This window comes from Marinobacter sp. C1S70 (genome assembly GCF_000475355.1).
In the GTDB taxonomy this organism is placed as follows: Bacteria; Pseudomonadota; Gammaproteobacteria; order Pseudomonadales; family Oleiphilaceae; genus Marinobacter; species Marinobacter nauticus.
Map to the genome: position 1 here is coordinate 26,329 of NZ_AXBW01000026.1, position 22,940 is coordinate 49,268.

Genomic DNA, 22,940 nt, shown 5'->3' on the forward strand with positions numbered 1-22,940 from the left:
CCTTTCTCCCGCTTCTTCTGAATCAAACGCCGATACTGAGAAGGATGCTGTCGTGTCCAAATTGATGATTTTCGCTGGCAATGCCAACCCCGAACTTGCGCGTGATATTGCCAGAAAACTCCATATTCCCATGGGCCAGGCCACTGTAGGCCGCTTCAGCGATGGCGAGACCACCGTTGAAATCAATGAGAATGTTCGTGGTCACGACGTTTTCATTATCCAGCCCACCTGCTACCCCACCAACGACAACCTGATGGAACTGATCGTGATGGCTGACGCCCTGCGTCGTGCATCCGCCACACGAATCACCGCCGTTATTCCTTACTACGGCTATGCCCGTCAGGATCGTCGCGTTCGCTCTACCCGGGTAGCCATCAGCGCCAAAGTGGTCGCCGACATGATCTCCAGCATTGGCGTGGATCGTGTGCTGACCGTAGACCTGCACGCCGACCAGATTCAGGGCTTCTTCGATATCCCGGTGGACAACATCTACGCCACCCCCGTACTGCTTGAAGACATTGAAAAACAGCGGTTCGAGAACTTTGTCGTCGTATCTCCGGACGTAGGCGGCGTTGTCCGCGCCCGCGCTGTTGCCAAGCGCCTGGATGATGCAGACCTGGCCATTATCGACAAGCGTCGCCCCAAGGCCAACGTTTCCCAGGTAATGCACATCATCGGTGACGTCCGCGACAAGACCTGCATCCTGGTGGATGACATCGTCGACACCGCCGGCACACTGTGCAAAGCAGCCAACGCGCTCAAAGAGCACGGCGCCTCCCGCGTGGTTGCCTACATAACTCACCCGGTACTTTCCGGCCCGGCCATCGAGAACATCAACAACTCGGAGCTGGACGAACTGGTGGTGTGCGACACCATCCCGCTGGGTGACAAAGCCAAAAATTGTGATAGAATCCGCCCCCTCAGCATGGCTGGGCTGCTCGCCGAATCCATTCGCCGCGTGAGCAACGAAGAGTCCATCAGTGCCATGTTCGAGAACGTCTGAACAGCCTTATCGCTGTAACCCTCAGACTTAAAGGCAGTTTCCGGGTCGGGAGTCCAACAGGGCTCCCGACTCTTTTAGTCGATCGGAAAACTCCGGTCTTTTTGAAATGCTCATCTGTTCAGAGCCTGGTCGCGGGCCGCTCAGATGACCAACGAGGTAATTACCATGTCTCAGGATTTTGTTATTGAAGCATTTCCTCGTGACGATCAGGGGAAAGGTGCGAGCCGCCGCCTGCGTCGCGAAGAGCGTAAGATTCCGGCCATCATCTACGGTGGCGGCAAAGACGCAACTCCGGTCGCCATCTGGCACAATGAGCTGAAAAAGGCCATCGAAAACGAAGCCTTCTTCTCTCACATCCTGACCGTCGACATTCAGGGCAAAAAAGAGAGCGTGATCCTGAAGGATCTGCAGCGTCATCCGTACAAGCCCATCCTGACTCACGCCGACTTCCTGCGCGTTGACAAGGACCACGAGATTCACGTTAACGTACCGCTGCACTTCATCAACGAAGACACAGCTCCGGCCGTGAAACTCCAGGGCGGCATTGTTTCCCACACCATGACCGAAGTTGAAGTGATCTGTCTGCCGCAGAACCTGCCCGAGTTCATCGAAGTCGACCTGAACGAAGTCGAGATGGACCAGGTAGTTCACCTGAGCGACCTGAAACTGCCGAAAGGCGTTAAAGTTGCCGCTCTGCAGCAGGGCGAAGACCACGACCTGCCAGTTGCCTCTATCCACAAGCCGAAAGGCGCCAAGGCGGACGACGCTGAAGGCGAGGAAGGCGAAGAAGGCGGCGAGGAGTAATAACTCCGGGGGCAACGGCGAATGGCACAGGATATTGTCATGGTGGTTGGACTGGGAAATCCCGGTTCCGACTACGAGAATACCCGCCACAACGCCGGCGCCCTGTTCGTCGAAGCGCTGGCCCGCGAAGCGGGTCAGACGCTCCGTCCCGAAAAGAAGTACCACGGGCTATACGCCCGCATTCAGTGGCAGGGCCTGGACCTGCACTTACTGACCCCCAGCACCTTTATGAACCGCAGCGGCACTGCCATCAAGGCCCTGGCGGACTTCTTCAAGATCTCCCCTGAACAGATTCTGGTTGCCCACGACGAGCTTGACCTGCCTCCCGGCACGGCCAAACTCAAGAAAGGCGGCGGCCACGGCGGCCACAACGGGCTGCGCGACACCATCGCCCATCTGGGCACCAACGATTTCCAGCGCCTGCGCCTTGGCATAGGCCACCCCGGCGACAGCCGCAAAGTCACCGGTTTTGTACTGGGCCGACTCGGCAAACAGGAAACCGAACAATTGACCGCCGTGTTTGACGAAGTCATGCGGGTATTACCGGATGCCGCCAACGGCAAACTGGCTGCCGCCATGAACCGTTTGCACAGCTTCAAACCAACGCCCTGAGCAAGGCACATCCCCTTACTCGCACCCTTACCGATACACCGGTATAATCCGCCCAAATTTTTCAGTTCCAGCAGAGGCATTCCATGGGATTTAACTGCGGCATCGTCGGCCTTCCCAACGTCGGCAAATCCACCCTGTTCAACGCACTGACCAAAGCCGGCATCGGCGCGGAAAACTTCCCGTTCTGCACCATCGAGCCGAACGCCGGCGTGGTGGCCATGCCCGACCCGCGCCTCACCAAACTGGCGGAGATCGTCAAGCCGGAACGGGTGGTGCCCACCACCATGGAGTTCGTCGACATCGCCGGCCTGGTCGCCGGCGCCTCCAAGGGCGAAGGCCTGGGCAACCAGTTCCTGGCCAACATCCGCCAGACCGATGCCATTGCTCACGTGGTGCGCTGCTTTGAAGACGGAAACGTCATCCACGTGGCCAACAAGGTAGATCCCGCTTCCGACATCGAAGTGATCAACACCGAGCTGGCCCTGGCCGATCTCGACACCGTAGAGAAAGCCATCAAACGCGTCCAGCGCGTCGCCAAGAGTGGCGACAAAGACGCCAAGGCCCAACTGGAAATGTTTGAAAAACTGTTGCCGGTACTGAACGAAGGCAAGCCAGTGCGCAGCATGGGCCTGGACAAAGACCAGATGGCACTGATTCGCGAGCTTTGCCTGCTTACCGTCAAACCCACCATGTACATCGCCAACGTGAACGAAGACGGCTTCGAGAACAATCCCCACCTGGACAAGGTGCGTGAGATTGCCGCTTCTGAAAACGCAGTCGTGGTACCCATCTGCAACAAGCTGGAAGCCGAGATCTCTGAACTGGAAGACGAAGAGAAATCCATGTTCCTGGACGAAATGGGCATGGAAGAACCTGGGCTGGACCGTGTGATCCGCGCAGGTTACGGCCTGCTTGGCCTGCAAACGTATTTTACCGCCGGCGTGAAGGAAGTGCGTGCCTGGACCGTCAGAATCGGCGCCACAGCCCCTCAGGCGGCTGGCGTTATCCACACCGACTTCGAACGCGGCTTCATCCGGGCTGAGGTGGTGAGCTACGACGATTTCGTACAGTACAACGGCGAAGCCGGCGCCAAAGATGCCGGCAAATGGCGCCTGGAGGGCAAGGATTACATCGTCAAAGACGGCGATGTTATTCACTTCCGGTTCAACGTGTAATTTTCGGTATTTTTTGGCCGTAAAGCCTTGACAGGATGAGCCCAAATACCGAAAATACGCGCCTCGTTTGGGGCGTGTCCCGAAGCGAAATGGCAAGGTAGCTCAGTTGGTTAGAGCACAGCACTCATAATGCTGGGGTCGGCGGTTCGACTCCGCCCCTTGCTACCAGAATTCAAAGGGTTACAGCTCACGCTGTAGCCCTTTTTTTATGGGTTGACTACAAGTTGACTACACCGTAGACAAACCGCCCTCCTCTAGCTGATAAGATCCCTTCATCAAAACAAAAAAGCTCCTGCCAAGACGATGGCCAATCAATGTGAGCGGCCCAGGGCCGGCTTTGTCTATGCGCTTAATAGGAATATCGCTTTGAAGAAGCTCATCATCCTCGTAGCCATCGCCTTTACTGGATGGAAGATCTACCAGCAGTACGCACCAACTCCCGTTGTAGAGTGGTCAAATTCTGAGACCCAAAACTTCATCCAGTACCAAACGCCGGAAGCAATGACTCGTGAGGCAACCAATGCTATGCGCTTCACCTGCAACGGTCGGGAATATTGCAGCGAAATGACATCCCGCGCGGAGGCGGAGTACTTCAATCGGTATTGCCCAAATACGAAGATGGACGGCGACAATGACGGCATCCCATGTGAAAACGACTCCCGATTCTAACAACTACAGGGCTCCGCTTTTCACAACGAGTGACGACCGCACCGCCTGACGCCAGGTAATCCGATGGCGAATACAAAAGTGCGGTTTAAAAGCAGCCCCAGGCTTCCTGAGGCTTGCCCCCATTGCCTATGCGCTTGTTTTGAAAGATGAGACTCTATCTTTCATTTCTGCCGCCAATCGCGCCAACTCGTGACTGGCTTCTGATGATTGCTTGGCACCGTCGAGGTTCTGACTGGAGAGATCGACAATATGAGTAAGATTTCCACTCACTTGCTCCGCAGCAACTGACTGTTCTTCCGCTGCACTCGCGATCTGTTCGCCCATTTGAACAATGTGATCAATGGCGTCCCCGATCGAATTCAGAGTTTCGGCCACATCGTCGATCAACATGCGGTTTTCTTCCACTTGCTCTAGCCCGGACTGCATTACCGCAACGGTTGCTTTGCTTTCCTCAGTCAGGCCTTTAATCACATCGGCAATTTCCGCCGTTGATGTCTGCGTGCGTTTAGCAAGGGAGCGGACTTCATCAGCTACAACAGAGAAACCACGTCCATGCTCTCCAGCTCTTGCTGCTTCAATTGCCGCGTTCAGTGCCAAAAGATTCGTCTGATCAGCAATGTCATTGATGACCTCCGTGACCTTCTGTATTTCCAAACTCCTGTTCTCCAGGGAGCTGATCTGTTTCGCGACTCGCCGGATATCCTCAGAAAGCCGATGCAGTGCTTCTCGCCCTTTTTCACCACGCACGCGACCTTCCACGCCTTGCTCTTTGGCTGACCGCGCAGCAGATTGGGCTTCTTCTGCGCTCCTGGCCACGTCATTGGAAGCCGCGCTCATCTGATTCATCGCTGTTGCGACCTGGTCAGTCTGATCAGACTGGGATTCAATATTTCGCTCAACACTTGAGTTTATTGAAGAAAGCTCTTCTGACGCCGTCGCCACCTCGTCAGACACGGCGGAGAGGCGACTGATGACCTGGTCGAACTCATTTAACATGTGATTCAGAGAGTGCCCCAGTTGGGCAAGTTCGTCTTTGCCGTCAACGTGGAGACGCTGGGAGAGATCTGATTGTTCTGCAACGGATCGCATCAGGTTTCTCATCGCATTGATGGGACCAGTGACCGACAAGATGATCAAAATGCTTGCACCAATTGAAAGCACAGCCGCAACGACAGCGGTCGATGGATAGAGCACCTGACTCTGAGCGTAGAGTTCCCCAACCGATTGTCGTTCCTGAGCCGCAACATCGAGTTGTAGCTCGATGAGTTCGCCAATTTTCTGAGTCACAGGGTCAATAAGCTCGTAGAGGGGACCGTCAATTCGATTCAATTGGCCTTGAGCATTGGAAGGAGCGCTACGAAGGACCGCCTTTGCTTCTTGGATCCCCCGGCTCGCTCCGTCAAAAAGCGAATCCGCCTCCCTAACCAGCTCTTTTTCACGCGGAGTAAGGGACGTCTGCGTGTATCGCTCCCAATTGGTTTCGATGCTGGACTCAGCCTCTTCAATCTGACGGAGCGCCTCACGAGGTGATATCTGTCCTGCATTTGCCTTGTTGATTGCATCAACGACGAGAACAGCATAATCATCGGAGATAAGCTTGAGATCCTTGAGCGGTACAACTCGATCATTGTAGATACTTGAAACGCCACGATTAATGTCAGCAAACACCACGAGAGCGTATATGGAAAGGCCTGCGATAGCGGCCAGCGGAATGGATACCAAGAAAACCAATCGCAACTTGAGTGACAAAGTACTAAGGAGGTTCATTATTCTATCCTATGCGCCGACCTCCCTTTCGCAATGAATTTCCAGTACTGAAATCATACACTAGTTCATTACATTCGGATTAACTGTTTGTGATTTATTTATTTGATACCCAAGCTCACCAAAGTCGAATAGGCGAAGCTCTGCACTTTTCGACATAATACTGGCGCCACACTGGAAGATTCCCAACGATACCGTGATGCGAACTGGCTAGAGCCCCAGATACCGGTGCAGCAACAGCTCCTGATATTGATCAATGTGCTTGCTGTTGATTTCAACTATCCGGCCTTTCGCACTGAGGCGATCAAAGCATTCGTCAAACTGAGTGGCAACCTCCTCACTTCGGAAAACCACTTTGTAAGGATTAGGATTGAAAACCGGATAGAATACAAAATCGTCCAGCTCTTTTGGCCAACTCTCCCCAAAACGACGGTCTGAACGGATCCGCCTGTCCAGAGTAGCCACCACAAGACCGTCGGCAAGAATGACATCAACGCGGCCCATTAACTGCATCCGGGCGTGGATCGTCTGGTCAGTCACCTCCAGCAACAGCTCAAACTCATCCACGCGATCAGAAAGCCTGAGTATGTCGATGCCATTCTGAAACGTAACCGCTCTTAACCCTGCCAGATCATCAATTGTCGTTATGGGACCAGCCACCGACGCGTTATAGAAAGCGCCGTTGTGGTACCAGATATAAGCGGACGTGGAGAACCCCGGTATGTCCAAAGATAGCGGGACCGTCATAACGGCATCGGCGGCACTCAGGTCGCGAAAAGTGCGGATGTGGCGACCGAAGGGCTGGTAGACAAATTCGGCTTCCCAGCCGCAGGCCTCCAGCACAGCATTCACCAATTCTACATCTCGGCCACTTTCTCCTGGCTCCGACATCCCGGGTATGTCGGGCGCCATGACGATGAGGGGAGCCAGTGGGAACGTGTCTGACTTCACTGCACCAGGAATCAACAGCAGGACATAGAAGAGAAAACGGTACAGAGAGTCTGGTATCAAGGGATAGGCCACCGGTAAACAGTTTATGCCGCTACCGAATACAGTACTTCTTTTTGAACGATTGCTCCACAAAAAAAGGATAAGCGGATAAAGCGGTGCCATTAAACAACCTTTGACATTCCGCCGCGACGAAAACCGTTATCATTCAGCTTTGTTTTCATCAAGGCGCTGATGCCATGCAACTCAAGTCGCAGATGGTGGTGTGGCTGGCCGTCGTTTTCGTCCCTGTGGTGCTCGCCTTTGCCGCAGCAACCGTCAAAGCTGCATTGCTGTCTATCGGAGTGTTCTGGGGCGCCCTGTCCCTCTTCTTTTACGGTGAAATCCGGAGCTATCTGACGCAGCGCAAGAAAGGCCCGTAACGGATACTCGAATCCAGGTCAGCCATTACTCGCGGTCATCATAGGATTCGCAATCACGAACAGCTTTGCGGAATTCCGGTGCCAATCGCCCCGCACCGAAGCGGTGTGACACATACAACGAAAGATCTACCCACGCCGCGGTTCGTACGTAGAATGGCTTTTCATACCCCGCCATCAAATGGTCGATAAGAACCGCCGGTAAAACCACGACATCAGCGCGGCCAAGCTTCACCATATCAACGGCCTGCTTCCATTCAGCCACGATGACCGCACTGGCGTTGTCTCCCTGAAGAAACTGGTTGCCTATGAACCGACGCACAAAGGCATAACGCAGGCCGGACACCTGGCGCAAAGGCGGATATTGCTCCAAAAACAGATACACGTACTCGGTCTGGAACAGCCTGCCACCAAAATCGGCATATTGGTCGCGGTCTGCCGTTTGCACAAGAGGCAACCCAATCGCCAATTCTCCCTTCTCCAACTGAAAAAGAATTCTCGCCAGCGGCATCTCGATAAACTGGAAGTTTCCTTCGACCCGATCAAAGACGCAGCGGTAAATGTCGGCAAAGCGGCCAACCAGCGAGCCGTTCTCAACGCCAATTTCCCGCGGGATCCCCTCAAAAACACCAACGGGATAGACGGTCTTGTCAGTTACGGCACCCGATAATGAAGGTATAGTGAGAAAGTAGATTAAAACCGGCGCAAGCCAGTGCGGTATCCTGCCCATGTCAGCTGCTCCCTGCCCGTGCAACTCGAACGGTGGTTTCAGGGTAGTACAGAAATGCCCAGTCTGCTGGCAACACGCTGATGGAACTAACCTCTTCAATACCTGTGCACAGTGACTATGCCAAAACGGAATACCGGAAAATTCGAACCAATCGCTTCTTTCTTTGACACCCATTACCTTCAGCCGGGGAAGCTTCCTGGAATGGTTACCCTGGTAGCCCGGCATGGCGAGATTCTGTGGTGTCACGCCCAGGGCCTGCGGGATGTGGAGAGAAACTTACCGATGAACCGGGACACCCTGTTCCGCGTGTACTCCATGACCAAACCCGTCACCAGTATTGCCATGATGCAGTTGTACGAGCAGGGCAAGTTCCTGCTTAACGACCCGGTCCACAAATACATTCCAGGCTGGCGCAATCTACGCGTCTACAAGGGAGGCCGTTATCCGGATTTCGAGACCGAACCCGCGGCCTCAGTCATGACCATCCGGGATCTGATGACCCACACCTCCGGGCTGACCTATGGCTTCACCGAGCGAACCGAGGTGGATGCCGCCTACCGCAAGCTGAAACTGGATGGCAGCACCATTCTGACTCTGGACAAGCTGGTCGACCGGCTGGCCGAGTTACCGCTGGAGTTCTCTCCCGGTACCGCGTGGAACTATTCTGTGTCCACCGATGTCCTGGGCTACCTGGTTGAGCTGCTCTCCGGCCAGTCTCTGGACAGCTACTTTCAGGAGCACATCTTTGGCCCCCTGGGCATGACCGATACCGGATTTCATGTGCGACCAGACCAACAGGAACGCTTTGCCGCCTGCTATCTGTATCAATCCGGTAATACCATGAAACTCCAGGATGATCCGGAGCGGTCGCGCTATCTGAAGGAACCAAAATTCCTGTCGGGTGGCGGCGGGCTGGTCTCCACCATAGATGATTATTTCCGCTTCGCCCAGGCCCTGTGCCAGGGTGGCGAATATCAGGGCCAGCGCATCATCGGCCGCAAAACCCTGGAGTTTATGCGCCTGAACCACCTGCCGGGCGGCCAGGATCTCCCTGCCCTGTCTATTGGCGGCTTCACTGAAACACCTTATGCCGGCAGCGGCTTCGGATTAGGGTTCTCGGTCAAAACCGATATCGCCAAATCCGCCACGATTGGTTCGCCGGGAGAATTCGGCTGGGGCGGCCTGGCTAGCACCAGCTTCTTTATCGACCCGGTGGAAGATCTGGTGGTGATTTTTATGACCCAGCTGATGCCGTCTTCGTCCTATCCCATCCGACAAGAGCTCAGAGCTCTGGTATACGGTGTCCTGGACTGACTCCGCGTTCCACCTTATATCGGTATAACCGCTGGAACTGTGCCGAAGCCCGAATGCCTGTGGCATACTCGGCTCCTTAAACCAATAACGAACAATCCACCAGCAAGGAATGTTGTGATGAAACCAGCTACTCTCGCGTTGCACGCCGGCTTCAAGAGCGACCCGACCACCAAGGCCGCCACCACGCCCATTTACTAGACCACGTCTTACACCTTCGACGACACCCAGCATGGTGCCGACCTGTTTGACCTGAAGGTACAGGGCAACATCTATACCCGCATCATGAACCCCACCAACGCGGTTCTGGAAGAGCGTATGGCAGCGCTGGAAGGTGGTATTGGCGCACTGGCAGTAGCGTCCGGCATGGCGGCCATTACCTATGCCCTGCAAACCATCTGCAAGGTGGGCAACAACATCGTCAGCACCAGCCAGCTGTACGGCGGCACCTACAACCTGTTTGCCCACTCGCTGCCGAACCAGGGCATCGAATGCAAGATGGTGCCCCACGATGATTTTGCGGCGGTAGAGAACGCCATCGATGACCAGACCCGGGCGCTGTTCTGTGAATCTATCGGCAACCCGGCCGGTAATGTGGTGGATATCCAGAAGTGGGCCGAGATTGCCCACAAGCACGGCATTCCGCTGATTGTCGATAACACTGTCGCCACGCCGTTTCTGTGCCGCCCGTTCGAGCATGGCGCGGATATCGTGATTCACTCCCTGACCAAGTACATCGGCGGCCACGGCACCACGGTGGCGGGGATTGTGGTGGACTCCGGCAAGTTCGACTGGAAAGCCAGCGCCGACAAGTTCCCGATGATGAACCAGCCCGACCCCTCCTACCACGGCGTGGTTTACACCGAAGCCCTGGGCGAAGCCGCTTTTATCGGCCGCTGTCGGGTGGTACCGCTTCGCAACACCGGCTCCGCCCTGTCGCCGTTCAATTCGTTCCTGATCATGCAGGGGCTGGAAACCCTGGCCCTGCGCATGGAACGCCACTGCGACAACGCCCAGAAGGTTCCCCAGTTCCTGCAGGATCATCCCGCCGTGGAATGGGTCAACTACGCCGGCCTCGCGAACAGCCCCTATAAGGCCACCTGCGACAAGATCTGTGACGGCAAGGCCTCCGGCATTCTCAGTTTCGGCATTAAAGGTGGCCGCGAAGCCGGCGCCAAATTCATCGATGCCCTGGATCTGATCCTGCGACTGGTGAACATTGGCGACGCCAAGTCCCTGGCTTGCCATCCGGCCACCACTACCCACCGCCAGCTCAATGCTGACGAGCTGAAAAGTGCGGGGGTCAGCGAAGACCTTGTACGGCTGTCGATCGGCATTGAAGATGCCGACGATATCATCGCCGATATCACTCAGGCCCTGGAAAAATCCCAGGCTTGATTTCCCTCAACCGGGTACGACCAAAGTCGTGCCCGGTAACCCCGTGATTGCCCCTACCTGCCTTGTAACTGCCCTGCCTGCCGATTACTCTTAAAGGTTCACCATACCCTTATCCGAGAGTTCCTGGCCAATGAGCGAAAGCGCAAAGCCCCGCATTACCAGTGGTTCCAAATTCCGTAACGAACACGGCTTCTCCGCCATCAAGGACGGCGTCAAGCGTTCATCATCAAACACGGAAGGCAAATCTCTGGAGCGCAAGCCGAAATGGCTGAGGGCGCGCATGCCGGGCGGCGAGCGCTACGATGCCGTGCGCCGGAACGTAACCGAGCACCGCCTGAGCACCGTCTGCCAGGAATCACATTGCCCCAACATTGGCGAATGCTGGACCAACGGCACTGCCACCATCATGGTGATGGGCTCTGTGTGCACCCGGGCCTGCAAATTCTGCGCAGTCGACACCGGCAACCCGAAAGGCTGGCTTGACCCGGAAGAGCCTGAAAACACCGCCAAGTCTGTGGAACTGATGGGCCTGCGCTACATCGTGCTGACGTCGGTAGACCGTGACGACTTGCCCGACGGCGGCGCCGCGCACTACGCGGCCTGTGTCTCGGCCATCAAACAGCGTACCCCGGAGGTGGCGGTAGAAGCCCTGACCCCGGACTTTGATGCAGTAATGAGCGACGTGGAAAAAGTGGTGGATTCCGGACTGGACGTTTTCGCCCAGAACGTGGAAACCGTCAAGCGCCTGACCAGTCGTGTGCGAGACCCCCGTGCCGGTTACGAAAAAACCCTGAGCGTACTGGCCCACGCCAAGAAACATCGGCCAGATGTGCTCACCAAAACCAGCCTGATGCTGGGTCTGGGTGAAACCGAAGAGGAAATCCTTGAAACCATGGACGATCTGCGCGCCATTGGTGTGGATATTCTCACCCTGGGCCAGTACCTGCGCCCCACGCCGAACCACCTGCCGGTGGAGCGCTACGTCACCCCGGAAGAATTCAACCGTTACCGCGACATTGGTCTGGAAAAAGGTTTCATGGAAGTGCCGTCCGGCCCCATGGTTCGCTCCAGCTACCGGGCCGACCGGGTATTCGACAAGAACAATCTGGGCCTGAGCGTGCCGGAGGTTCCCGTGCCCGACAAGGCGATGCAGATTCCGGTCAAGGCCGTTGACTGAGAGCTGCCAATGCTGACCCTGTTGCGAAATATCCGGCTGAAGTACAAATTCTGGTTGCTGAATATTCTCGTGTTTGCGGTGCTGTGTCTGCTGGTGCTCTATGCCATGCAGGTGATCGCGGGCCAGACCGAATCCAGCTTCAGCCAGGTATTTGCAGACACCGCGCCGGGCTTTGCACTGATCGTGGCGGTGCTCATGGCGCTGGAGATGGCTGGTTCCCAGCTGCTGATTTCCTTTATCGAACGCCATGTTAACCGGCTCAAGAACACCATGGTTGCGGTGCAGACCAGCGGCGACCTGAGCCGTCGGGCCGACGTCGACTCCCAGGATGAAATTGGCGAAATGGCCGCTGCCTTCAATGCGATGCAGGATCGTACATCTGATGTCGTTCGCAGTATGAAAACGGCCACCGAGCACCTGCACCAGGAGGTCGAATCTCTCACCCAGCGGGCCGCCGCACGCAGGGACAGCCTCACGCGGCAACAGGAAGGCGCCAACCGCTCAGCCGAATCCGTTGAGGCCATGCTGCAAAGCTTTGTCGGCATTGCCGAACAGGCAGGCATTGCCAAAACCCTGTCAACAGAAGCCCGGGAAACTGCGGTAAATGGCAGCCAACGGGTCAGCCAGAGCGCCGACAGCATTCGCAGGCTGGCGAGTGTGGTTCGCCAGTCTGCTGGCAGCGTACAGTCACTGGCCGAAAACAGCCATGAGATTGGCCAGACCATTACCGAAATCAAGGGCATTGCCGAGCAAACCAACCTGCTGGCCCTCAATGCCGCCATAGAAGCCGCCCGCGCGGGCGAACAGGGCCGGGGCTTTGCGGTGGTTGCCGAAGAAGTCCGTAACCTGGCGCGCCGGGTTCAGGACTCCACTGACCAGATCCAGACCACCCTGGATCGCCTGTTGGCCTCCATGAATACCGCTGTCGAACAGATGACGGGGAGCTCAGACGACGCCGAGCGATGCGTGGAAGAATCCGAAAAGGGGCGCCAGGCCCTGGAAGCCATTAACGAGGTGGTCGGTCGTATCGACCGGACCAATCAGGAAATCGCGGATATGTCTGCCGAACAGACCGCCGATACCGATCAGGTTCTGACCAATGTTCAGGACATCCGGGAGACTACCCGGAACATGGTCGTCCAGCTCTCGGAAAGCGCGGATATGACGCAACGTCTGGAGCAACTGATCCGTTCACTGGAAGAAGCCTCGGCAAAGGTCACAGTTCGCTGAGGTTTGTGGCACACTCTGCACTCGTTTTTGACTGCAGAGTTGTAACTCATGAATCGCCTTGGCGCCTTCTACGACCGTTTTATCCTGCCCCACCCCTGGATTGTTCTGGCCCTGTTTGCCCTGCTACTGGCACTGACCGCGCTGCGTTTTGATCAGTTCCGGCTGGATGCCTCGGCAGAATCCCTGGTGCTGGAAAACGATCGTTCGCTGGAGCAGTACCGACAGGTAAACCAGACCTTCACCACCTCTGACGATTTCCTGGTGGTCACCTACACCCCCAACGACCCCCTGTTCACCACCGAAGGCCTGTCGCGGTTAAGGGCTCTTCGCGACGACTTGCAGGCTCTTGAGGCCGTCGGTTCCACCAACAGCATTCTGAATGTACCGCTGCTGCACAGCCCGGACCTTACCCTGGACACCGTCGACAGCGAGATCAAAACGCTGGATGAACACGATGTGGCTCCGGAGACCGGCCGACAGGCGTTGCTGGACAACCCCATGTACCCCAACCTGCTCATCAGCGAGGACGGCAAGACCACGGCCATCCAGGTCAACCTGCCAACCCCGGACCGCTATTTTGACTTACTCAACCAGCGTAACGAACTCCGGGAAAAGGTGAATCGGGGCGAGGCCAGCGTGGCCGAGCGGACGCAACTTGAGCAGACAAGCGACGAATTTATCCGCTACACCGAGCAACTGGGTGAAGAGCGTGATGCCACCATCAATCAGGTTCGCGCCATACTGGAGCAATACCGCGACCACGCCAGCATCCACCTGGGCGGCGTGCCCATGATTGTCGCCGACATGATCCGGTTTATTGAAAACGATCTCTCCACTTTCGGCTTCGGGGTATTGGCTTTCCTGCTGCTCACCCTGGCGATTATTTTCCGGCAATGGCGTTGGGTCGTGGTACCACTGTTGTGTTGCGGTTTTACCGTCTGGCTGATGGTCGGATTTCTGGGCTGGGCCCAATGGCCGGTGACAGTGATTTCGTCCAACTTTATTTCGCTGCTACTGATCATGACCCTGTCGCTCACCATCCACCTGATTGTGCGCTACCGGGAATTCCAGCATGACGAGCCCGAGGCTGCGCCAAACAACATCCTGCGCAACACCCTGATGACCATGATCCGACCGTGCTTCTATATGGCGATCACCACCATTGTTGCCTTCGGCTCCCTCACCTTCAGCGGCATCCGGCCGGTCATCGATTTTGGCTGGATGATGACCCTGGGGCTGACCGTGGCTTTTCTCATTACTTTCTTGATCTTCCCGGCCCTGTTGAGCCTGCTGCCACCCCCGATCGACCAGCGCGTGAGCTCAGACAAGGTGCCCTTCACCGATGCCTTCGCCCGCTTCACCGAGCGGTTCAGCGGGACGGTCCTGGTCAGTTCCGGGGTCATTGCCGTGCTCTGCGTGATTGGCCTGAACCGACTGACGGTAGAGAACAGCTTTATCGATTACTTCAAGTCCTCCACCGAAATCCATCAAGGCATGGTCACCATAGACGACCGACTGGGGGGCACCACGCCGCTGGATGTGGTCATTACCGATCAACCCGCCCCGGAAAACGCCAACGCGGATCCATTCGCCAGTGACTGCGACCCGTTTGTAGAAGACTGCGGTGACGAGGAATACCGGGACACCTGGTACACCTATCAGAAAATGCGCCAACTCGGTGAGGTGCATGATTACCTGCATAGCCTGCCGGAGACCGGCAAAGTCCTGTCCATACAGACCACACTCGAACTGCTGGCCCAGGTTAACGGCGGTGAGCCCCTGGACGCCCTGGAGCTGGCCTTTGTGCCCGCCGCCGTACCGGACGATCTACAGGATATTCTGCTGACCCCTTATATTTCTGAGGAGCAGGACAAGGCGCGATTCAGTATCCGCATACTCGAAACCATGCCAGACCTGCGTCGACAGGAGCTGCTGGATGACATTCGCCACCACCTGAGCACCGAACTCGGTTACGACCGGGATCGCATACTGCTCTCAGGCATGACAGTGATGTACAACAACATGCTTCAGAGCCTGTTCGATTCCCAGATCAAAACCATCGGCGTGGTGTTTGGCGCTATCCTGGTCATGTTTCTGATCCTGTTCCGTTCCGTGAAGCTGGCGCTGGTGGGTATGGCACCCAACCTGATTGCCGCAGGCTCAGTACTGGGGCTGATGGGCTGGCTGGGCATTCCACTGGATATGATGACCATTACCGTGGCGGCCATCACCGTCGGGATTGCGGTAGATGACACCATCCACTACATCCATCGCTTCAAAACCGAGTTCGCCAAAGACGGCGACTACCTGGCCACCATGCATCGCTGTCACCGCAGTATCGGCCAGGCCATGTTCTACACCTCGCTGACCATCATTGCCGGTTTCTCCATACTGGTGCTGTCGAACTTCATTCCCACCATTTATTTTGGCCTGTTCACCGGTTTTGCCATGTTCATGGCCTTGCTGGGTGCGCTCACCTTGCTGCCCAGGCTGATCATTCTGGTTCGACCGTTTAATACCCCATAACAAAAAACCCCGCCGGGGCCAGGCTCCGGCGGGGTTTCTCTCAAATACACCGACTCAGCAAATTACTGCTGGCCCTGAGGCTGCATCATCTGACGCTGTTGTTGCATCTGCTGCTGCATCTGTTTCATGCGGCGATCCAGCTCATCACGCTGCTCCTGGGTGAACACCGCATCCACCTTCGCCTGCATCAGGGCAGAAAGCGCTGCAATTTCACCGGTCACATCACCGAGTTTGGCGGCATTGTCACGAATGGCAGACTCGTCGTAATCCGGCTTGATCTGCTCTTGCAGGTCTTCCTGCAGCGAGCGGGCATCCTGGCGCAGTTCGCCGATCTCGCCCTGCATGTCGTCGATGATGCCGCGAATCTCGGTTTGCTGTTCTTCAGACAGCCCCACCATCTGCGCGAGCTGGCCCACCTGATCCGGCTGACCACCCGGCGACTGCTGTGCGATCGCCGGCGCTGAGATAGTCAGGGCGACAAGTGCGGAACCGATGAATTTTGCGAGCTTCATACTGTTCTCCATCATTGAGGCGGCCTGTCGGGAGCCACCACGGATTGGCTTTAATCGTTTGAAGTGACACCCTAAAGCATTCTCCTGCTTCATTTCACCCCGATATCCCTTCAATTTGTACAGGTTCTCAGTTTGATTCGCTCTGAGGGCGCGGCACTGGCGGGATTTGATGAATGTGAAAATTTAGTCATTCCCCTGCATAATGGCGCCCTCAATCAATCAGCGGAGTAAACACCATGGCCATTAACTGGTTTCCCGGGCATATGCACAAGGCCCGAAAGGAGATCAAGAAAGTCATGCCCCAGATGGACCTCATCATCGAGGTGGTGGACGCCCGGATTCCCTTCAGTAGTGAGAATCCACTGGTGCCTTCGCTGCGTGGCGATACCCCGCTGATCAAGGTGCTTAACAAGCGAGACCTGGCCGACCCGGTCATCACCGAGCAGTGGCTGGCCTGGCTGGAGCGGGAACGGGGTGTACGTGCGGTCACGCTCACACACAATCAACGCCAGGAAGCCCTGGGCATCCTCAAGCTGGCGGAAGAGATGACGCCCGGGCATGATCGACAGAAAAGCGCCTTGAGGGTGATGATCCTGGGCATCCCGAACGTCGGCAAATCCACACTGATCAATACCCTGGCTGGCCGTCCCGCCGCCAAGACTGGCAACGAGCCGGCGGTTACCCGGGCACAACAGGCCATCAAACTGCCGGATAACGTTCTGCTCTACGATACCCCTGGCTTCCTCTGGCCCAAGCTGTCGCCGGTGCAATGCGGCTATCGCCTGGCAGTAACCGGCGCAATCCGCAGTGCTGTGCTGGATTTCGAGGATGTTGCGCTGTTCGAGGCGGATTATCTGATTGCCCACTACCCGGAGCTCGTCGTCAACCGCTACGGGCTGGACGAAACACCCGTGGATGGGCTGGCACTGATGGATGCCATCGCCGTAAAACGCCGTTTCCTGGGCCGCGGCGGGGTACCGGATCTGCACAAGGTTTCCGAAGTGCTGCTGAACGAACTCCGAGCCGGGACGCTCGGCCGGATCTCGCTGGAAACGCCGGACATGGTGGAGCAGGAACTGGTGGAAGCCCGGGCCCGGGAACAGGCCGAGGCGGAAGAGAGAGCCAGAAAGGATGAGCAGCGCAAGAAGAAGCAACGCTAGCCGGTCTCGGCGTAAAGGCCAAACCCGTAAAGACTAAAGTTTGGGCATAAGACTAGCCTTTTTTGCTATACTTGATTTAAATCAAGGTGACTGAAACCAGATGTTTCAGCATTGGCACCCATGGGAATCCGCCGCATGCTCAGGTATCCGGATCGCCCAGGGTGTCCGCCCCGAACGCAGGCAAAAGCCTTACCTGTTGGGGCTGAGGACGCACCGCACACGCTTCGGTGCGGTTTTGAATGGATCAACCCGGATGGTTCGTCAACTATGGCCCAGGCAATTCGACTTCACCAAGTATCCCCTCTCAAGGCCTCCTGTCACCAGTGCAGCCTGAGCAACCTGTGTCTACCTCTGGCCATTGAAGAGAACGATCTTGATCGCCTTGAGGACATTGTCCAGCAGGGGAAAATCTATAACCGCGGCGAGCATATTTTCGATCAGAGTACCCCGGTTCGCTCCTGCTTTGCGGTCAAGAGCGGCTCCATCAAAACATCCATTATTACCGAAGGCGGTGAAGAACAGGTAACCGGTTTCTTCATGCCTGGTGAACTGGTGGGGCTGGACAGCATGAGCAGCGAGAACTATGCCTGCACTGCCAAAGCACTGGAACGTACCAGCGTATGTGAATTCCCGGTCGACAGGCTTGAGGAACTCACCGGCAAGCTGCCGGAACTGCAGCACCACATGTATCACCTGATGAGCCAGGAAATCCAGAACAGCCATCAACTGGCCATGCTGCTCAGCAAGAATACCGCCGAAGAGCGCATTGCGGCGCTTTTGCTGTCGCTGTCCAGCCGCTTCCGGCGTCGTCGTATGTCGGCTACCAATTTCAGCCTGCCCATGGCCAGGAACGACATTGCCAACTTCCTGGGCCTGGCAGTTGAAACCGTGAGCCGGGTTTTCACCCGCTTCCAGAATCAGGGCATCATCCGCGCTCGCGGGCGGGAAGTGGAACTGCTGGATGTGGAAGCGCTGCAAATGGTAACGCGGGATTTCGCCCGTCAGGGCCAGTAAGCACTAACCAGTCACACACCCTGAGCGGGTTCAGGAATTTGCCGGAACCCGCTCAGCGCTGTTCGATTCCTTCAACATCGCCACCTCTTCAGACAACCAGGTGCGCCACGGCATCTGTTTTATGCCGAAGGTATTGCGGATCTTGGTACAGACCATAGTGGTGTTTACCGGTTCGATGTGGCCCCAATCGGGCACCTCGTCCACCACCTTGATTCCTTCAGGAATGCCAGGCATGCCGGCGATCGCCAACCCCAGTTCATACAGATTGATCTCTTCTGCCCCGGCATACTGGTAGGTACCCCAGACTTCAGCACCACAATCGATCTGGAGCGCCACCGCCACGATCACCCTCGCCAGATCCTTCACCGCCACCGGCTGCCCCTGACAGCGGCCGGGCAAAGACAGGCCACCTTGCGCCGTACTTTGCTGAACCTTGCCGATAAATCGGGCCAGGCTCCAGCCGGTACGCAGAATAATATGCCGCGGGAGCTGCGTTCTCAGGGCCTGCTCACATTCCCATTGCCAGCGACCCAGCTCGTTAACAGGCTGCCCTGGATTCGACGCTATGTAGGCACCCTGTTTACGGCCATCAAACACATAACATGAAGAAAGCTGCAGTAAAGCCATTTTGCGCTCACGGGCATGCTCGGCCAGCGCCAACGGCAATGAAAACGCCGCTTCGTGAGTCGCCTCCCGGTTTTTCTCCGCCTTTTCCGGATCCGCGAGCCACAACGCATTGATAATCAGCGCGGTGTCTTCAGGAATCCAGTTATCCAGGGCATGCAGGTCGACATTGGCAGGATCACTGATCAGCAAAGGACTGATCCGCAGATGCGTTTCCCGCAGGCGCTCCAACAGCACCTTGCCAAGCGGGCCATAGTCGTGAACAACAAGTACATGCACGTGGAAACAACGCCTCCGGAATATCACTGATGTGACGGATGTCAGGAAACACTCGGGCCAATGGCTCGGAACACTACTTTACTGCAGTATCATGCAGCCTGAAACGTCAGCCTTACGGGGAGCCGGTGAACGCTCCCGGATCGACAAGCATACAACAACGGGAATCCCAATGCTGAAACAACAGAGCCATATAGTGGCCCCTATCCCCGATGAACTAAGAACCCGGGCTCTTTATACCGTCAGTGAGCTCAAAGGCCGCGGCAAAGCCGACAAGCAGGCCATCGACCAGCTGTATGAGCTCATCGTTGAACTGACCGAATCCGGGCTGGATTTCTTTTTCCTTGAGCCACTACGCCGCCTGAATGCCGGCAGCATGATGATGGGAATGGCCAAAATGGGCATCAGTAGCATGCTCAAGGGCAGCAAAATGGTGATTCACAAAGTCCTCAAGAAACTGGACGACCGCAGCCTGGCGGCGATTCTCGATTTCATCGAAGAAATCATTCATGAACCCGAGGCACCCGCGACGTAACGCCGGTGAGCAACTCATAGCCAATGGTACCGGCGTAACCGGCCACCTCGTCGACACTCACGGTTTTGCCCCAGAGCTCCACCAGGTCGCCCTCGCGGGCTTCAGGGACAGCACTCAGGTCTACCGCCAGCATGTCCATGGAGACCCGCCCCAACAAACGGATTCGCTGGCCGCGCACAGCGGCTGGCGTTCCGGTACCCGCGTGACGCGGGTAGCCATCGGCATAACCAATGGCCACCATGCCCATCCGGGTATCCTGACTGGCCGTCCAGGAAGCGCCATACCCTACCGACTCCCCGGCACGGACCACGCGTGTGGTAATCAGAGGCGCCTGCAAGGTCATCGCAGGGCAAAGCCCCAGCTCCGCACCGGTTTTGCCCTCCATGGGTGACGCCCCGTAGAGCATGATCCCCGGGCGGCTCCACTCGTACAGCGGCTGATTCGGGCGAAAGTGAGCCGCAGAATTGCCAACGCTACGCATCAAATCCGGCCAGGGGGCTACTGCCCGCTCAAAAATCCGGGTCTGGAGCCCGGTCATTTCGCTGTCCGAATCATCGGCACAGGCAAAATGAGTGACAAAACCAATCGCAAGATGCTTCAGGCCCGCTTCCTCAAGCCCGGCCATCACCTCCGGCAGCTCTTCGGGCCGGAAGCCCAGACGGTTCATGCCAGTATTGACCTTGATCCAGAATCTGGGAGAACGCCCCACACCGAGCCACGATAACTGTTGCTGACAGTGGAGCACCGGTTCAAAACCCGACCGCTCACATTCGGCCAGATCATCCTTTTGATGGGTGCCCTGCAGCAGCACCACGCTGTGTCGATGGCCGGCACCGCGAATGGCTATGGCTTCCTCGATACAGGCCACCGCAAACCGGCTGGTCTCCGGGGCCAGAGCATCAGCAACCGAGCGAATGCCATGGCCATAGCCATCGGCTTTGACCACCGCCATGGCATAGGCGGTTCCGGCCAGTTCCCGGGCCCGGCGGAAATTGTGTTTCAGGGCGTCAAGATCAATGCGGGCAACGGTGGGGCGTGGCATTAATAATCCCCACCGTAATCGCTGTAATCGCCGTGCGCCAGGTCTTCGAATTTGGTGTATTTACCGATGAACGCGAGACGGATGGTACCGATCGGGCCATTCCGCTGCTTACCAATAATGATCTCGGCAATGCCCTTATCCGGCGTATCCTCGTTGTAGACCTCATCCCGGTATACGAACATGATCACATCGGCATCCTGCTCGATCGCACCGGATTCCCGCAGGTCCGAGTTGACCGGGCGTTTGTTGGGGCGCTGCTCCAGACTCCGGTTCAACTGGGACAGCGCCACAACCGGGCAGCCCAGTTCTTTGGCAATACCCTTGAGTGAGCGTGAGATTTCAGAAATCTCCGCAGTCCGGCCTTCAGTGTTACCCGGCACCCGCATCAACTGCAGGTAGTCGACCATGATCAGGCCAATCTTGCCGCCGTTCTCCCGCGCCACCCGACGGGCCCTGGAGCGCATTTCTGTCGGGCTCAGCCCCGGAGTGTCATCGATATAAAGCGGCTTATCCTTCAACAGACTGACGGCAGAAGTAAGCCGGGGCCAGTCATCCTCTTCCAGCTTGCCGCCCCTCACTTTGGTCTGATCAATGCGACCAAGCGACGACAGCATACGCATGGCCAGCGCATCTGCGGGCATCTCCATACTGAACACCAGTATCGGGGTGCCGGTGCTGATCAGGGCGTTCTCAACAATGTTCATGGCAAAGGTGGTCTTACCCATAGAGGGCCGCCCCGCCACAATGATCAAGTCGGCCGGCTGCATACCGGAGGTCTGGTCGTCCAGGTCCCGGAAACCAGTAGTCAAACCGGTCGTCTGCTCGCCGGATTCAAACAGCTCTTCAATCCGGCTGAGTGTGGTCGCCAGGATGGGGTTGATGGCCTTGGGACCGGAACCTTCTTTAGTACGTGCCTCGGCGATCTGGAACACACTGCGTTCTGCTTCGTCCAGAATATCGTTACTTTTTCGCCCCTGCGGGTTGAAGGCCGAATCGGAGATCTTGCCGGACACCTCCACCAGCTGCCGCAGAATGGAGCGTTCGCGAACAATGTCAGCGTAGGCTCTGATATTGGCGGCGCCGGGTGTTTTCTCGGCGAGTTCCGCCAGATAAGACAGACCACCAGCATCCTCAATATCGCCGGCCCGTTCCAGAAACTCGGCCAGGGTAACCACATCCAGCGGCTCACTCTCGCTGGCCAGGCGCTCCACGGCGCCGAAAATCAGGCGATGGTCCTGCCGGTAAAAATCAGCCGCTGAAATAATTTCGGCGATCTCGTCAAACCGACGGTTGTCCAGCATCAGGCCGCCGAGCACCGCCTGTTCAGCCTCGACCGAATGCGGCGGGACCTTGATGCGACTGGTTTCCGGATCAATAGAAGCAGGTTTCAGAGTGGGATTGGCCATAGACACCGACATCAGGGAAATGAACAAACGAGATTACAAGAATACCAGAAAGCAACGGGCCCGAAACCGTCTCCGGCTCGGGCCCGTTTTTCAGCACAGAAACCTGTGGCTTCAGTGCTGGTTGAATCGACCTGTCACTGGGCTACCGATTACTCGGCAACAACCGCCAGCTTGATGGTCACTTCAACGTCTGTGTGCAGCTGCAGCTCGATGTCGTACTCGCCAGTCACCCGGATCGGGCCTTCCGGCAGACGAACTTCGCTCTTCTCGACTTCAGTACCACCGGTAGACACTGCGTCGGCAATGTCACGAACACCGATAGAACCGAACAGCTTACCTTCTTCACCAGCCTTGGAGGTGATGGTGAAGGAAGCGCCTTCCAGAGCTTCGGCACGGGCCTGGGCAGCAGCCAGCTTCTCAGCAGCAGCTTTTTCCAGCTCAGCGCGACGCTCTTCAAACGCCTTTACGTTTGCTTCCGTAGCAGGAACGGCCTTGCCGTACGGCAGCAGGAAATTACGACCGTAACCGGCCTTAACCTTTACCTTGTCACCCAGGGAGCCAAGGTTTGCGACTTTCTCGAGCAGAATAACTTCCATCTCGTTAAC

At 56.7% G+C, this 22,940-nt stretch carries 21 protein-coding genes, 1 tRNA gene and 1 pseudogene; 15 read left to right on the forward strand and 8 right to left on the reverse strand.

Going from position 1 to position 22,940, the window contains the following annotated elements:
* Positions 1-52 precede the first annotated feature (52 nt).
* The 6 genes from Q669_RS08410 to Q669_RS19720 all read left to right on the forward strand — a co-directional run bounded on the left by Q669_RS08410 (position 53) and on the right by Q669_RS19720 (position 4,263).
* Entirely contained in the window at positions 53-1,003 is a 951-nt protein-coding gene (locus tag Q669_RS08410; RefSeq protein ID WP_011785828.1) for a ribose-phosphate diphosphokinase, read from the forward strand.
* Between the two features lie 165 nt (positions 1,004-1,168).
* A complete protein-coding gene (locus Q669_RS08415) occupies positions 1,169-1,807 on the forward strand; it encodes a 50S ribosomal protein L25/general stress protein Ctc (protein ID WP_011785829.1) in 639 nt (212 codons plus the stop codon).
* A 21-nt stretch (positions 1,808-1,828) separates the two neighbouring features.
* The gene (gene pth, locus Q669_RS08420; protein WP_022991939.1) at positions 1,829-2,419 is read left to right on the forward strand and encodes an aminoacyl-tRNA hydrolase; all 591 of its coding nucleotides are present in this window, start codon (positions 1,829-1,831) and stop codon (positions 2,417-2,419) included.
* Positions 2,420-2,502: 83 nt separating this feature from the next.
* Positions 2,503-3,594 carry a redox-regulated ATPase YchF gene (gene ychF, locus Q669_RS08425; protein WP_022991940.1) on the forward strand — a complete coding sequence of 364 codons (1,092 nt, stop codon included), beginning with the start codon at positions 2,503-2,505 and terminating at the stop codon, positions 3,592-3,594.
* Between the two features lie 91 nt (positions 3,595-3,685).
* Positions 3,686-3,762 (forward strand) — tRNA-Met (locus tag Q669_RS08430).
* A gap of 198 nt (positions 3,763-3,960) precedes the next feature.
* A complete protein-coding gene (locus Q669_RS19720) occupies positions 3,961-4,263 on the forward strand; it encodes an excalibur calcium-binding domain-containing protein (protein WP_031210121.1) in 303 nt (100 codons plus the stop codon).
* 126 nt (positions 4,264-4,389) lie between these two features.
* On the opposite strand, the gene Q669_RS08440 is transcribed toward Q669_RS19720, so the two are convergent.
* Positions 4,390-6,030, reverse strand: a complete 1,641-nt coding sequence (locus Q669_RS08440) for a methyl-accepting chemotaxis protein (protein WP_022991942.1) — start codon at positions 6,028-6,030, stop codon at positions 4,390-4,392.
* A 207-nt stretch (positions 6,031-6,237) separates the two neighbouring features.
* Positions 6,238-7,140, reverse strand: a complete 903-nt coding sequence (locus Q669_RS08445; protein WP_227501072.1) for a hypothetical protein — start codon at positions 7,138-7,140, stop codon at positions 6,238-6,240.
* Positions 7,141-7,214: 74 nt separating this feature from the next.
* Here Q669_RS08445 and Q669_RS08450 point away from each other — a divergent pair, with 74 nt between their 5' ends.
* Positions 7,215-7,397 carry a hypothetical protein gene (locus tag Q669_RS08450; RefSeq protein WP_022991944.1) on the forward strand — a complete coding sequence of 61 codons (183 nt, stop codon included), beginning with the start codon at positions 7,215-7,217 and terminating at the stop codon, positions 7,395-7,397.
* Between the two features lie 25 nt (positions 7,398-7,422).
* Here the strand turns inward: Q669_RS08450 and Q669_RS08455 are convergent, their stop codons facing one another.
* Entirely contained in the window at positions 7,423-8,124 is a 702-nt protein-coding gene (locus Q669_RS08455) for a transporter substrate-binding domain-containing protein (RefSeq protein ID WP_022991945.1), read from the reverse strand.
* 117 nt (positions 8,125-8,241) lie between these two features.
* Between Q669_RS08455 and Q669_RS08460 the strand changes: the two genes are divergently transcribed.
* From Q669_RS08460 to Q669_RS08480, 5 genes and pseudogenes are all read left to right on the forward strand, one after another.
* Positions 8,242-9,438 (forward strand): serine hydrolase domain-containing protein, encoded by a 1,197-nt coding sequence (locus tag Q669_RS08460; RefSeq protein WP_031210125.1) that lies wholly within the window; start codon positions 8,242-8,244, stop codon positions 9,436-9,438.
* 117 nt (positions 9,439-9,555) lie between these two features.
* Positions 9,556-10,833 (forward strand): annotated as a pseudogene (locus Q669_RS08465) (O-acetylhomoserine aminocarboxypropyltransferase/cysteine synthase family protein).
* A gap of 130 nt (positions 10,834-10,963) precedes the next feature.
* The gene (gene lipA / locus Q669_RS08470; protein WP_011785836.1) at positions 10,964-12,010 is read left to right on the forward strand and encodes a lipoyl synthase; all 1,047 of its coding nucleotides are present in this window, start codon (positions 10,964-10,966) and stop codon (positions 12,008-12,010) included.
* Between the two features lie 9 nt (positions 12,011-12,019).
* Entirely contained in the window at positions 12,020-13,240 is a 1,221-nt protein-coding gene (locus tag Q669_RS08475) for a methyl-accepting chemotaxis protein (protein ID WP_022991948.1), read from the forward strand.
* Positions 13,241-13,288: 48 nt separating this feature from the next.
* Positions 13,289-15,766: an efflux RND transporter permease subunit gene (locus Q669_RS08480; protein WP_022991949.1), complete on the forward strand. Its 2,478-nt coding sequence runs from the start codon at positions 13,289-13,291 to the stop codon at positions 15,764-15,766.
* Positions 15,767-15,828: 62 nt separating this feature from the next.
* Here the strand turns inward: Q669_RS08480 and Q669_RS08485 are convergent, their stop codons facing one another.
* Complete coding sequence (locus Q669_RS08485) at positions 15,829-16,278, reverse strand: Spy/CpxP family protein refolding chaperone (RefSeq protein ID WP_052000794.1); 450 nt, start codon at positions 16,276-16,278, stop codon at positions 15,829-15,831.
* A 236-nt stretch (positions 16,279-16,514) separates the two neighbouring features.
* On the opposite strand from Q669_RS08485, the gene ylqF reads away from it, so the two are divergent.
* Entirely contained in the window at positions 16,515-17,438 is a 924-nt protein-coding gene (gene ylqF / locus Q669_RS08490) for a ribosome biogenesis GTPase YlqF (protein WP_022991951.1), read from the forward strand.
* A 267-nt stretch (positions 17,439-17,705) separates the two neighbouring features.
* Positions 17,706-18,452, forward strand: coding sequence for a fumarate/nitrate reduction transcriptional regulator Fnr (fnr, locus tag Q669_RS08495; RefSeq protein WP_011785841.1), 747 nt, complete (start codon positions 17,706-17,708; stop codon positions 18,450-18,452).
* A gap of 30 nt (positions 18,453-18,482) precedes the next feature.
* Here the strand turns inward: fnr and Q669_RS08500 are convergent, their stop codons facing one another.
* Positions 18,483-19,355, reverse strand: coding sequence for an SDR family oxidoreductase (locus Q669_RS08500; protein ID WP_022991952.1), 873 nt, complete (start codon positions 19,353-19,355; stop codon positions 18,483-18,485).
* 169 nt (positions 19,356-19,524) lie between these two features.
* On the opposite strand from Q669_RS08500, the gene Q669_RS08505 reads away from it, so the two are divergent.
* A complete protein-coding gene (locus Q669_RS08505) occupies positions 19,525-19,887 on the forward strand; it encodes a hypothetical protein (protein ID WP_022991953.1) in 363 nt (120 codons plus the stop codon).
* Here the strand turns inward: Q669_RS08505 and alr are convergent.
* The 3 genes from alr to rplI all read right to left on the reverse strand — a co-directional run bounded on the left by alr (position 19,856) and on the right by rplI (position 22,931).
* Entirely contained in the window at positions 19,856-20,929 is a 1,074-nt protein-coding gene (gene alr / locus Q669_RS08510) for an alanine racemase (RefSeq protein WP_022991954.1), read from the reverse strand. The genes Q669_RS08505 and alr overlap by 32 nt on opposite strands.
* A complete protein-coding gene (dnaB, locus tag Q669_RS08515; protein ID WP_014420683.1) occupies positions 20,929-22,335 on the reverse strand; it encodes a replicative DNA helicase in 1,407 nt (468 codons plus the stop codon). The genes alr and dnaB overlap by 1 nt, the downstream gene beginning before the upstream one ends.
* 149 nt (positions 22,336-22,484) lie before the next feature.
* Complete coding sequence (rplI, locus tag Q669_RS08520; RefSeq protein WP_011785846.1) at positions 22,485-22,931, reverse strand: 50S ribosomal protein L9; 447 nt, start codon at positions 22,929-22,931, stop codon at positions 22,485-22,487.
* Positions 22,932-22,940: the final 9 nt, after the last annotated feature.